Source organism: Streptomyces sp. CB03238 (assembly GCF_002099185.1).
GTDB lineage: Bacteria > Actinomycetota > Actinomycetes > Streptomycetales > Streptomycetaceae > Streptomyces.
The window spans coordinates 33,956-46,800 of the sequence record NZ_NBCN01000004.1 but is presented as its reverse complement, the minus strand read 5'-3'; the positions used below and the strand labels follow the sequence as shown (position 1 = coordinate 46,800).

The window sequence follows — 12,845 nt, the reverse complement described above, 5'->3', positions numbered from 1 at the left end:
ATAACGCTGTGCGGTATGTCCACGGTTGTGGCGTTTCGGGTGGTGCCGGACCGAGAGGAAACGTTCAGAAGTCCGCGCCGACCTCATGCAGCAGACCGGTGTTCACGTCGAGGACGAAGCCCCGGACGTCATCGGTGTGGGGGATGAACGGCGAGGTGCGCACGCGCTGCATGGACTGCCGTACGTCCTGCTCGGCGTCCTTGAACGACTCGACCGCCCACATCGGACGCTGCCCGACTTCATCCTCCAGAGCGTCGCGGAAGTGCTCGCTGATCGTCTGCATGCCGCAGCGCGTGTGGTGCACCAGCACCACGCTTCGGGTGCCGAGCTCGCGCTGGCTGATGGAAAGGGACCGGATCATGTCGTCGGTGATGACGCCGCCGGCGTTGCGCATGGTGTGGGCGTCGCCCACCTCCAGGCCGAGCGCGGCGGGCAGGTCGAGCCGGGTGTCCATACAGGCGACGACGGCCACCTTCAGCTTGGGCCGGCCTTCCAGGCCGGGGTCCTTGAAGTCGGCGGCGTAACGGCGGTTCGCGTCGACGATGCGGTCGATGACCGAGTCGCCGGGGCGGACATCGCTGGATGCGGAGTGCACGGAAGTCGACATGTTGATGACGTTAATTGTCATCGAGCTCGTCGGCTCGCGCTGGCGCAGGACAAAGTACGCCAACATGCCGCGGTGTGAGCTAACCCACAGAGGATGCGCTTGGGCCGCCATATGGGTGAGCGATCCCGGGCAGCTTCCCTCGCGCGGCCGCCCCGCGCGACGCGCTGCCCGGTTGATTGACCGGGCGGGGGAGTGGACTAAAGTGACGCGAAGTTCACGGAGACATTGAGCGAATCCCAGCGAATCCGCAGTTTCTCCCCCGCGTGTGCGGCGGTACGTACGGCTCGGCCTCCTCCCGCTCGCCGGTCGGCCGACGCCCCTTTCCGGCGCCGGTGGCTTCCTGGGCGGGCGGGGACCCGGCAGTGCGTACGCCGCGCCGAATCTCGAGAGGGCGCATGAGCGAGCGCAGCGAGCGAATCGACGGCAGGTGCGCTTCCGGCGCATGCCGGCCCGGGCGCAGCGAGGGTCGCGCATGAGCGAGACCCGACACGTCCCGGTGATGCTCCAGCGGTGCCTGGACATGCTGGCACCCGCGCTGGAACAGCCGGGTGCGGTGGTCGTCGACTGCACCCTCGGCCTCGGCGGCCACAGCGAGGCGCTGCTGACCCGCTTCCCCGAGGCACGGCTGATCGCGCTCGACCGCGACAAGGAGGCGCTGCGGCTCTCCGGTGAGCGGCTCGCCCGGTTCGGCGACCGCGCCACCCTCGTCCATGCCGTGTACGACGACCTCCCCGGCGTACTGGACCGGCTCGGCGTCCCCCGCGTCCAGGGCGTCCTGTTCGACCTCGGCGTCTCCTCCATGCAGCTCGACGAGGCCGACCGCGGCTTCGCGTACGCCCAGGACGCCCCGCTCGACATGCGCATGGACCAGACGACCGGCATCAGCGCGGCCGAGGTCCTCAACACCTACCCGCCCGGCGAGCTGGTCCGCATCCTGCGCCAGTACGGCGAGGAGAAGCAGGCCAAGCGGATCGTGGCGGCGATCGTACGGGAACGGGAGACGGAACCGTTCAGCAACAGTGCCCGGCTGGTCGAGCTGATCCGCGATGCCCTTCCCCAGGCCGCCAAGCGGACCGGCGGCAACCCCGCCAAGCGGACCTTCCAGGCCCTGCGTATCGAGGTCAACGGCGAGTTGACCATCCTGGAGCGGTCCATCCCGGCCGCCGTGAAGGCCCTCGCGGTCGGCGGCCGGATCGCCGTCCTGTCGTACCACTCGCTGGAGGACCGGCTGGTCAAGCAGGTCTTCGCGGCGGGCGCCACCAGTACCGCGCCGCCGGGGCTGCCCGTCGTACCGGAGCGCTACCAGCCGAAGCTCAAGCTGCTGACGCGCGGTGCCGAACTCCCCACGGAGGAGGAGGTCGCGGAGAACCGCCGTGCCGCCCCCGCCCGGCTGCGGGGCGCCGAGCGGATCAGGGAGGACGCGCTGTGAGCGGCGGGCCGGACCGCCCGCACGGGTAGCGGGTACGGCGGCGACGTGGACCACGAGGACGGCGGCGGGGCGAACCGGGAGGACAGGTGACCAAGGCGGGACCGCTGAAGGGCCGGGCGGCGCGGCTCGCGCGGCTCATGCCGTCCGGGCCGAGCACCGCGGCCCGGACGCCCTTCGTCCTGCTGGTCGTCCTGCTCCTGGGCGGCGGTCTGATCACCCTCCTCCTGCTCAACTCCTCCCTCAACGAGGGCTCCTTCCGGCTCAGCGAGCTCAAGAAGAGGACCACCGAACTCACCGACGAGGAGCAGGAACTCCAGCGGGACGTGGACGACCGCTCCGCCCCCGACGCGCTGGAGCGCCGGGCCCGTGAGCTCGGCATGGTGCCCGGCGGCAGCCCCGCCTTCCTGGGCCCCGACGGCACGGTCCGGGGCGTACCCAGCAGGGCGACGGCCGAGCCCGCCCCGTCCACCGCCCCGACGACGCCCGGCAGGTGACGCAGTGCCCCCCACCCAGCCCCCACGCCGCCGCGTACCGGCCCCCGCCCGCTCCGAACGCCCCGCGCGGCCCGCGTCGCGCCCGCCCGCCCGGCGCCCGCGCCCGGCGGCCCGCCCGCCCGCCAGGGCCCGCACCATCCGGCTCGGCAGCCCCAGGCCCCGGCTGCGGCTGGTCAGCCTCGGCCTGACGCTGGTCATGCTGGCGTTCGTCGTGCGCCTCCTCCAGGTCCAGGCCGTGGACGCCGGCGCGTACGCCGCCAAGGCGGAGAAGAACCGGTACCAGGAGTACACGCTGTCCGCCGAGCGCGGCGAGATCACCGACCGCGCCGGGATCGCGCTGGCCACCAGCGTCGACGCGTACGACATCACGGCCGACCCGAAGATGTTCACGCCCGAGGAGAGCAGGACCCCCGACGCACCCGAGCAGGCCGCCGCCCTGCTCGCCCCGATCCTCGGCAAGGACCCCGCCGAACTGGTCAAGAAGCTCACGACGCCCAACTCGCGCTACGCGCTGCTGGCCCGCCGCCAGACCCCGCAGGTCTGGAACCAGATCAAGGACCTGAAGAACGTCTTCGCCGAGAAGGCCCGCATTGAGAAGACGGCCGGCGGCACCGGCGTCAGCGTGCTCGCCGGCATCTTCAACGAGCCCAGCAGCAAACGCGTGTACCCCAACGGCACCCTCGCCGCCGGGATACTGGGTTACGTCAACGCCGACGGCCGTGGCGGAGGCGGCCTGGAGTCCATGCTCGACAAGGAGCTGGCCGGCGAGGACGGCAAGATCAAGTACGCCCAGTCCGGCGGCCGCCGGGTGCCCACCGTCGGCGCCCGCGAGACCCCCGCCGTCCCCGGCTCCGACATCGAGCTGACCATCGACCGCGACATCCAGTGGGCCGCCCAGCGGGCCATCACGCAGCAGGTCGAGGAGTCCAGGGCGGACCGCGGCTACGTGATAGTGCAGAACGCCCGGACCGGCGAGGTCCTCGCCATGGCCAACGCGCCCGGCTTCGACCCCAACGACCTGTCCCAGGCCAATTCCGCCGCCATGGGCAACGCCGCCCTCCAGGACGCCTACGAACCGGGCTCCACCGCCAAGGTCATCTCGATGGCCGCCGTCCTGGAGGAGGGCGCCGCCACGCCCTCCACCCATGTCGTCGTCCCCAACCGGCTGCACCGGGGCGACCGGCTGTTCAAGGACGACATCGACCACCCCACCTGGTACCTGACGCTCAACGGCGTCCTGGCCAAGTCCAGCAACATCGGCACCATCCTGGCCACCGGTCAGCTCGGCCCCACCCAGGCCCAGGCCAACCGGGTCCTGCACTCCTACCTGCGCAAGTTCGGCTTCGGCAGCCCCACCGGCCTCGGCTACCCGGGCGAGACCTCCGGCATCCTCGCGGGGCCGCAGGACTGGTCCACCTCGCAGCAGTACACGATCCCCTTCGGCCAGGGCCTGTCCATCAACGCCATGCAGGCGGCGTCCGTCTACTCGACCATCGCCAACGGCGGCGTACGCGTCGAGCCCACCCTCGTACGCGGCACCAAGGGGCCGGACGGCCGCTTCACCCCGGCGCCCGCACCCAAGCAGACCCGGGTCGTCAGCGAGAAGACAGCCAAGACCCTCGCCGCCATGCTGGAATCGGTCGTCGACGACGAGGAAGGCACCGGAACCAAGGCCGCCATCCCCGGCTACCGCGTCGCCGGCAAAACCGGAACCGCCAACCGCGTCGACCCCCAACTCGGCCGCTACAAGGGCTACACCGCCTCCTTCGCGGGTTTCGCCCCCGCCGACGACCCGCAGATCACCGTCTACTGCGCCATCCAGAACCCCACCAGGGGCAGTTATTTCGGCGGCCAGATCTGCGGGCCCATCTACAAGAAGGTCATGGAGTTCGCCCTCAAAACCCTGCAAGTCGCACCAACCGGCACACCAGCACCTCGGATGCCGGTCACGTTCAAACCCGGCGAGTGAGCCGGCGGGAGCAATCAGTGACAACCTTCACGCCCGACCCAGGGAACCGATCCGGCGACCACGCTGCCCAGGCGCCCTCATTTAGCCCGATGACGGGTGCGCCCGGTACGCTCACCGCCGTGCCACACGCTGATCAGTCCCGAACCACCCCGAAGGACGCCCCCGCGAAACACCCGGGAGCGCCCCGACCGGCCCAGGTCCGCCCCACACCCCTGGGCGAGCTGGCGGCCCGGCTGGACATCCCGTCGCCGGGCAGCGCCAAGGTGACCGGCATCACCCACGACTCCCGGGCCGTACGCCCCGGAGACGTGTACGCCGCCCTGCCGGGCGCCCGGCTGCACGGCGCCGACTTCGCCGGCCAGGCCGCGGACCTCGGGGCCGTCGCGATCCTCACCGACCCGTCGGGCGCCGAACGCGCCGCCGCGACCGGCCTGCCGGTCCTGGTCACCGGGGACCCGCGTGGCCGGATGGGCGAGCTCGCCGCCGACATCTACGGCCGGCCGGGCAGCGGCCTGCTCCAGATCGGCATCACCGGCACCTCCGGCAAGACCACCACGGCCTACCTCGTCGAGGGCGGCCTCAAGGCCGCCGGCCGCCCGACCGGGCTCATCGGCACCGTCGAGATGCGCATCGGCGACGAGCGCATCAAGTCCGAGCGGACCACCCCGGAAGCCACCGACCTCCAGGCGCTGTTCGCGGTGATGCGCGAGCGTGGCGTCGAAGCGGTCGCCATGGAGGTCTCCAGCCACGCCCTCGTGCTGGGCCGGGTCGACGGCTGCGTCTTCGACGTCGCCGTCTTCAACAACCTCAGCCCGGAGCACATGGAGTTCCACTCCGACATGGAGGACTACTTCCAGGCCAAGGCGCAGCTGTTCACGCCGCGCCGCAGCCGGCAGGGAGTGGTGAACTTCGACGACGAGTACGGCAGGAGGCTGGCCAAGGAAGCCTCCGTCCCCGTCGTCACCTTCTCCGCCGAGGGCCACCCGGACGCCGACTGGCACGCCGAGGACGTCGAAATCGGCGCCATGGGGAGCACGTTCACCATCGTGGGCCCCCAGGGCGAGCGGATCAGCGCCAAGGCCCCGCTGCCGGGCCCGTTCAACGTCGCCAACACGCTGGCCGCCGTCGTCACCCTCGCCGTGGCCGGAATCGATCCCCAGACCGCCGCCGACGGCGTCGCTGCCGTCCCCGGCGTACCCGGCCGCCTGGAGCGGGTCGACGCCGGCCAGCCCTACCTCGCGGTCGTCGACTACGCCCACAAGACGGACGCCGTCGAATCGGTCCTGCGCGCCCTGCGCAAGGTCACCGAGGGCAAGCTGCACGTCGTCCTCGGCTGCGGCGGCGACCGGGACGTCACCAAGCGGGGCCCCATGGGCGCCGCCGCCGCACGCCTCGCCGACACCGCCGTACTGACCTCCGACAACCCCCGCTCCGAGGACCCCCTCGCGATCCTCGCCGCCATGCTCGCCGGCGCCGCCGAGGTGCCGATCCACGAACGCGGCGAGGTCGCCGTCTTCGAGGACCGGGCCGCCGCGATCGCCGCCGCCGTGGCGCGTGCCCGGCCCGGCGACACCGTGCTGGTCGCGGGCAAGGGCCACGAGCAGGGCCAGGACATCGCCGGAGTGGTACGCCCCTTCGACGACCGCCAGGTCCTCCGCGAAGCAATCCAGAACAGTCAGGGATGAAGTAGTGATCGCCCTCTCCCTCGCCGAGATCGCCGAAATCGTCGGCGGGCAGTCGTACGACATACCGGATCCGGCCCGGGTCACCGGCTCCGTCGTCATCGACTCCCGCCAGGTAGAGCCCGGCTCGCTCTTCGCCGCCTTCTCCGGCGAGAACGTCGACGGCCACGACTACGCGCAGCGCGCCATGGACGCGGGCGCGGTGGCCGTGCTGGCCACCCGCCCCGTCGGGGCGCCCGCCATCGTCGTGGACGACGTGCAGACGGCCCTCGGCGCCCTCGCCCGCGCGGTCGTCGGCCGCCTCGGCACGAAGGTCGTCGCGCTGACCGGCTCGGCCGGCAAGACCAGCACCAAGGACCTGATCGCCCAGGTACTCCAGCGCAAGGGGCCCACGGTCTGGACGCCCGGCTCCCTCAACAACGAGATCGGCCTGCCGCTCACCGCGCTGCGCGCGGATAAGGACACCGAGCACCTCGTCCTGGAGATGGGAGCGCGCGGAATCGGCCACATCCGCTACCTCACCGAGCTGACCCCGCCCACGATCGGCCTGGTCCTGAACGTGGGCAGCGCCCACATCGGCGAGTTCGGCGGCCGCGAGCAGATCGCCCAGGCCAAGGGCGAGCTCGTCGAGGCGCTGCCGTCCGCCGAACAGGGCGGCATCGCCGTGCTGAACGCCGACGACCCTCTCGTACGGGCCATGGAGAACCGGACCCACGCGCGCGTGACGCTGTTCGGCGAGGCCGACGACGCCGCCGTACGTGCCGAGAATGTCCGGCTCACAGAGACCGGACAGCCCTCTTTCAGGCTTCACACACCCACCGGGTGCAGTGACGTGACCTTGCGCCTGTACGGTGAGCACCACGTGTCGAACGCGCTCGCCGCGGCCGCCGTCGCCCATGAGCTGGGCATGTCCGTCGACGAGATCGCCACCGCGCTCTCCGAGGCGGGCTCCCTCTCCCGCTGGCGCATGGAGGTCACCGAGCGTCCGGACGGTGTGACGATCGTCAACGACGCCTACAACGCGAACCCCGAGTCCATGCGAGCCGCCCTGCGCGCGCTCGCGGCCATGGGCAAGGCCGCACAGGCCAAGGGGGGCCGGACGTGGGCGGTGCTCGGTCAGATGGCCGAGCTGGGGGACGAGGCGCTCGCCGAGCACGACGCGGTCGGACGGCTCGCCGTCCGGCTCAACGTCAGCAAGCTCGTCGCAGTCGGGGGCAGGGAAGCGTCCTGGCTGCAACTGGGCGCATATAACGAGGGTTCGTGGGGTGAGGAGTCGGTGCACGTGTCCGACGCGCGGGCGGCGATCGACCTGTTGCGCAGTGAGCTGCGCCCGGGAGACGTCGTGCTGGTGAAGGCATCAAGGTCGGTCGGGCTCGAGCGGATCGCCCAGGCACTGCTCGAGAACACCACCGAGGGCGAGGTCACCGGCCGATGAGGCAGATCCTCTTCGCGGGAGCCATCGGGCTCTTCCTGACCCTGATCGGTACGCCGCTGCTGATCAAGCTTCTGGCCCGCAAGGGATACGGGCAGTTCATCCGCGACGACGGCCCGCGTACGCACGGCAGCAAGAAGGGAACGCCCACCATGGGCGGTATCTCCTTCATCCTGGCCACGCTCATCGCGTACGCGCTCGCCAAGGTCATCACGGGCGAGGACCCGACCTACTCGGGCGTCCTGGTGCTGTTCCTGATGGCGGGCATGGGCCTCGTCGGCTTCCTCGACGACTACATCAAGATCGTCAAGCAGCGTTCGCTGGGTCTGCGGGCCAAGGCGAAGATGGCCGGCCAGCTGATCGTCGGTATCGCCTTCGCCGTCCTGGCGCTGCAGTTCGCCGACAGCCGCGGCCAGACCCCGGCCTCCACCAAGCTCTCCTTCATCACCGACTTCGGCTGGTCCATCGGCCCGGTGCTGTTCGTGGTCTGGGCGCTGTTCATGATCCTGGCCATGTCGAACGGCGTGAACCTCACGGACGGTCTCGACGGCCTCGCCACCGGTGCCTCGGTGATGGTCTTCGGCGCGTACACCTTCATCGGGCTGTGGCAGTTCCAGGAGTCGTGCGCCAACGCCCAGACCCTGACGAACCCCAACGCCTGTTTCGAGGTGCGGGACCCGCTCGACCTCGCCGTCGTCGCCTCCGCGCTGATGGGCGCCTGTTTCGGGTTCCTGTGGTGGAACACCTCGCCCGCCAAGATCTTCATGGGCGACACCGGCTCGCTCGCCCTCGGCGGCGCCCTCGCGGGACTGGCGATCTGCTCCCGTACGGAGCTGCTGCTGGCCCTCCTGGGCGGCCTGTTCGTCCTCATCACCCTCTCCGTCGTCATCCAGGTCGGCTCTTTCAAGATGACCGGCAAGCGGGTCTTCCGGATGGCGCCGCTCCAGCACCACTTCGAACTCAAGGGCTGGTCCGAAGTGCTCGTGGTGGTCCGGTTCTGGATCATTCAGGGCATGTGCGTCATCGTGGGACTCGGCCTCTTCTACGCGGGATGGGCAGCCGACAAGTGAGTACCTCCTGGCAGGGCAAGAACGTCACCGTCGCCGGTCTGGGCGTGAGCGGCATCCCCGCCGCCCGGGTCCTCGCCGGCCTGGGCGCGCGCGTCACGGTCGTCAACGACGGCGACGACGAGCGCTCCCGTACGCAGGCGGCGCAGCTGGAGGCGGAGGGCATCACCGTCCGCCTCGGCGACGGGGCGACCCTGCCGGAGGGCACCGAGCTGGTCGTCACCACACCCGGCTGGCAGCCCGACAAGCCGTTGTTCGCCGCGGCCGCCGAGGCGGGCGTCCCGGTGTGGGGCGATGTCGAGCTGGCGTGGCGGCTGCGCGGCCCGGACGCCGCGCCCTGGCTCGCGGTCACCGGCACCAACGGCAAGACCACGACCGTACGGATGCTCGCCGCCATCCTGGAGGCGGCGGGTCTGAAGACCGCGGCCGTCGGCAACATCGGCGTCTCGCTCCTGGACGCCGTCCTCGGCGAGGAGACGTACGACGTCCTCGCCGTCGAGCTGTCCAGCTACCAGCTGCACTGGGCGCCCTCCCTCCGCGCCCACTCCGCCGCCGTGCTGAACCTGGCCCCCGACCACCTCGACTGGCACGGCTCCATGCAGGCGTACGCCGCCGACAAGGGCCGCATCTACGAGGGCAACCAGGTCGCCTGCGTCTACAACGTCGCCGACAAGGCCACCGAGGACCTGGTGCGCGAGGCCGACGTGGAGGAGGGCTGCCGCGCCATCGGCTTCACCCTCGGTACGCCCGGCCCCTCCCAGGTCGGGATCGTGGACGACCTCCTGGTGGACCGGGCCTTCGTCGAGAACCGTCAGAAGCAGGCCCAGGAGCTCGCCGAGATCACCGACGTCAACCCGCCGGCCCCGCACAACATCGCCAACGCGCTCGCCGCGGCGGCCCTGGCCCGCGCCTTCGGCGTCCCGGCCACCGCGGTACGCGACGGACTGCGGGCCTTCCGGCCCGACCCGCACCGTATCGAGCTCGTCGAGGAGATCCAGGGCGTGCGCTGGGTCGACGACTCCAAGGCCACCAACACGCACGCCGCTGAGGCGTCGCTGGCCGCGTACGAGCCGATCGTCTGGATCGCCGGAGGCCTCGCCAAGGGCGCGACCTTCGACGAGCTGGTCGCCACGGCGGCGAAGCGGCTGCGCGGTGTCGTGCTCATGGGTGCCGACCGCGCCCTGATCCGGGAAGCCCTCGCGCGACACGCCCCCGAGGTACCGGTCGTCGACCTCGACCGGACCGACACTGGGGCGATGCCGGCGGCGGTCCGGGAAGCGGAGCGGCTCGCACAGCCCGGGGACACGGTCCTGCTCGCCCCGGCCTGCGCCTCGATGGACATGTTCGCCAACTACAACAAGCGGGGCGAGGCGTTCGCGGACGCGGTCCGCGCACTCGCCGCCGAGCGCGCCTGACAGCCACCAGGTCCGGCCGCGCCGGGCACGACTGGAGGGGACAGCGACCATGCCGGCCGACCACGCCGCCGCGTACGCACCGCACCGCGCGGGTCTCGCCTTGAACGGCCCCACCATGGGCGCCGCCCCCAAGCGCCGCACCATGGGTGCCGCGTCGAACGCCCTGCCCACGGGCACCGCCCTGAAAGCCACGGCCACGGCGATGGGCCGCGCTTTTCGCGGCGCCACCACGGGGACCGGGACCGCCCCGCGCGGGAGCGCCATGGGGCTCGCCCGGCGGGTGCGCGGCGCCGGACTGGCCCTCCGTGGCCGGACCGCCGGGCTGCGGCGGCCCCCGACACCGCGGAAGGCGACCGGCCGGGGCCGTAGGATCCCCGCTCCGCGCCCGCCGCGCGGGAGCGGGGTGCGCGGGCTCTACGAGCGGGCACGGCGGGCCTGGGACCGCCCTCTGACCGCGTACTACGTGATCCTGGGCGCCAGCCTGCTGATCACCGTCCTGGGCCTGGTGATGGTCTACTCGGCGTCGCAGATCAAGGCGCTGGAGCTGTCGCTGTCCGACACGTACTTCTTCCGCAAGCAGTTCCTGGCCGCCGCCATCGGCACCGGACTGCTGCTGTTCGCCTCCCGGGTCCCGGCCAAGCTGCACCGGGCGCTCGCCTATCCGCTGCTCGTGGGCACCGTGTTCCTGATGGTGCTCGTCCAGATCCCGGGGATAGGGCATTCCGTCAACGGCAACCAGAACTGGATCTACCTGGGCGGCCCCTTCCAGCTCCAGCCCAGCGAGTTCGGCAAGCTGGCGCTGATCCTGTGGGGCGCGGACCTGCTCGCCCGCAAGCAGGACAAACGGTTGCTCACCCAGTGGAAGCACCTGCTGGTGCCGCTCGTCCCCGTCGCTTTCCTGCTGCTCGGGCTGATCATGCTGGGCGGCGACATGGGGACGGCGATCATCCTCACCGCGATCCTCTTCGGCCTGCTGTGGCTGGCCGGTGCCCCCACCCGGATGTTCGTGGGGGTGCTGGCCGTCGCCGCCGCGATCGGCGTGATGCTGATCAGGACCAGCGAGAACCGGATGGCGCGGCTCGCCTGCATCGGCGCCACCGAGCCGGGGCCCGGGGACTCGTGCTGGCAGGCCGTGCACGGGATCTATGCTCTGGCGTCGGGCGGATGGTTCGGTTCCGGGCTGGGGGCGAGTGTGGAAAAATGGGGCCAACTCCCCGAACCTCACACCGACTTCATCTTCGCCATCACCGGGGAGGAACTGGGGCTGGCGGGGACGCTGTCGGTACTCGCCCTGTTCGCGGCTCTAGGCTATGCGGGTATCCGCGTGGCCGGACGCACGGAGGACCCCTTCGTGAGGTATGCCGCGGGAGGCGTGACCACCTGGATCACGGCGCAGGCCGTGGTCAACATCGGTGCGGTGCTCGGCCTGCTGCCGATCGCCGGTGTCCCGCTCCCGCTGTTCTCCTACGGAGGTTCCGCCCTGCTGCCGACCATGTTCGCGGTCGGTCTGCTCATCGCCTTCGCGCGAGAGGAGCCCGCGGCGAAGGCGGCCCTGGCCATGCGACAGCCTGGTCTCGGCACATGGGCCGGGGTGAGTTGGAAGTCGATGCGACGGCGCGTCAAGAAGCGTCCGTCCGGAGAGCGGTGAATTTCGGTGCATGTCGTACTCGCCGGTGGGGGGACCGCCGGCCACATCGAGCCCGCGCTCGCCCTCGCGGACGCCCTGCGCAGGCAGGACCCGACCGTGGGGATCACGGCCCTCGGTACGGAGCGGGGTCTGGAGACCCGTCTCGTACCGGAGCGGGGCTACGAGCTGGCGCTCATCCCCGCCGTCCCGTTGCCACGCAAGCCCACCCCGGAGCTGATCACCGTCCCGGGGCGGCTGCGCGGCACGATCAAGGCCGCCGAGCAGATCCTGGAGCGCACCAAGGCCGACTGCGTCGTCGGCTTCGGCGGCTACGTGGCGCTGCCCGGCTATCTGGCCGCCAAACGGCTCGGCGTACCGATCGTGGTCCACGAGGCCAACGCCCGGCCCGGCCTCGCCAACAAGATCGGTTCGCGGTACGCGGCCGGGGTCGCCGTCGCCACGCCCGACAGCAAGCTGCGCAACGCCCGCTACATCGGCATCCCGCTGCGGCACACCATCGCCACCCTCGACCGCGCCCGGGTCCGCCCGGAGGCGCGCGCCGCGTTCGGCCTGGACCCGAACCTGCCGACGCTGCTGGTCTCCGGCGGCTCGCAGGGCGCCCGCCGGCTGAACGAGGTGATCCAGCAGATCGCCCCGGTCCTCCAGCGCTCCGGCATCCAGATCCTGCACGCGGTCGGCCCGAAGAACGAACTGCCGCACGTCGACAACATGCCCGGTATGCCGCCCTACATCCCGGTACCGTACGTGGACCGGATGGACCTCGCGTACGCCGCGGCCGACATGATGCTGTGCCGCGCGGGCGCGATGACCGTCGCCGAGCTCTCCGCCGTCGGGCTGCCCGCCGCGTACGTACCGCTGCCGATCGGCAACGGCGAACAGCGGCTCAACGCCCAGCCGGTGGTCAAGGCGGGCGGCGGTCTGCTGGTCGACGACGCCGAGCTGACGCCCGAGTGGGTCCAGGGCAATGTGCTCCCGGTGCTCTCCGACCCGCACCGGCTGTACGAGATGTCCCGCGCCGCCGCCGAGTTCGGCCGCCGGGACGCCGACGACCTGCTCGTCGGCATGGTCTACGAGGCGATCGCGGCACGTCACAGGGCGTGAG

General features: G+C 71.4%; 9 protein-coding genes and 1 pseudogene. 9 read left to right on the top strand and 1 reads right to left on the bottom strand.

Annotation, left to right across the window (positions count from 1 at the left end; genetic code table 11):
- Positions 1 to 64 precede the first annotated feature (64 nt).
- On the bottom strand, positions 65 to 607 hold the full coding sequence (locus BKD26_RS07490) for a carbonic anhydrase (protein ID WP_084897041.1): 543 nt from the start codon (positions 605 to 607) through the stop codon (positions 65 to 67).
- 472 nt (positions 608 to 1,079) lie between these two features.
- Between BKD26_RS07490 and rsmH the strand changes: the two genes are divergently transcribed.
- The 9 genes and pseudogenes from rsmH to murG all read left to right on the top strand — a co-directional run bounded on the left by rsmH (position 1,080) and on the right by murG (position 12,844).
- Positions 1,080 to 2,036, top strand: coding sequence for a 16S rRNA (cytosine(1402)-N(4))-methyltransferase RsmH (gene rsmH, locus BKD26_RS07485; protein WP_084897040.1), 957 nt, complete (start codon positions 1,080 to 1,082; stop codon positions 2,034 to 2,036).
- A gap of 137 nt (positions 2,037 to 2,173) precedes the next feature.
- Positions 2,174 to 2,503, top strand: a pseudogene (locus BKD26_RS07480) (hypothetical protein); the annotation flags it as partial.
- A gap of 31 nt (positions 2,504 to 2,534) precedes the next feature.
- Complete coding sequence (locus BKD26_RS07475) at positions 2,535 to 4,499, top strand: penicillin-binding protein 2 (RefSeq protein WP_084897039.1); 1,965 nt, start codon at positions 2,535 to 2,537, stop codon at positions 4,497 to 4,499.
- Between the two features lie 17 nt (positions 4,500 to 4,516).
- A complete protein-coding gene (locus BKD26_RS07470) occupies positions 4,517 to 6,184 on the top strand; it encodes a UDP-N-acetylmuramoyl-L-alanyl-D-glutamate--2,6-diaminopimelate ligase (protein WP_084897038.1) in 1,668 nt (555 codons plus the stop codon).
- A 4-nt stretch (positions 6,185 to 6,188) separates the two neighbouring features.
- Complete coding sequence (gene murF / locus BKD26_RS07465; protein ID WP_084897037.1) at positions 6,189 to 7,616, top strand: UDP-N-acetylmuramoyl-tripeptide--D-alanyl-D-alanine ligase; 1,428 nt, start codon at positions 6,189 to 6,191, stop codon at positions 7,614 to 7,616.
- Positions 7,613 to 8,683 (top strand): phospho-N-acetylmuramoyl-pentapeptide-transferase, encoded by a 1,071-nt coding sequence (mraY, locus tag BKD26_RS07460; RefSeq protein WP_073752269.1) that lies wholly within the window; start codon positions 7,613 to 7,615, stop codon positions 8,681 to 8,683. Before murF ends, mraY begins: the two co-directional genes overlap by 4 nt.
- Positions 8,665 to 10,095: a UDP-N-acetylmuramoyl-L-alanine--D-glutamate ligase gene (gene murD, locus BKD26_RS07455; protein ID WP_084897036.1), complete on the top strand. Its 1,431-nt coding sequence runs from the start codon at positions 8,665 to 8,667 to the stop codon at positions 10,093 to 10,095. The genes mraY and murD overlap by 19 nt, the downstream gene beginning before the upstream one ends.
- Before the next feature lie 262 nt (positions 10,096 to 10,357).
- Positions 10,358 to 11,743 (top strand): putative lipid II flippase FtsW, encoded by a 1,386-nt coding sequence (gene ftsW, locus BKD26_RS07450; RefSeq protein WP_084897372.1) that lies wholly within the window; start codon positions 10,358 to 10,360, stop codon positions 11,741 to 11,743.
- 6 nt (positions 11,744 to 11,749) lie between these two features.
- Positions 11,750 to 12,844, top strand: coding sequence for an undecaprenyldiphospho-muramoylpentapeptide beta-N-acetylglucosaminyltransferase (murG, locus tag BKD26_RS07445; protein ID WP_084897035.1), 1,095 nt, complete (start codon positions 11,750 to 11,752; stop codon positions 12,842 to 12,844).
- Position 12,845: the final 1 nt, after the last annotated feature.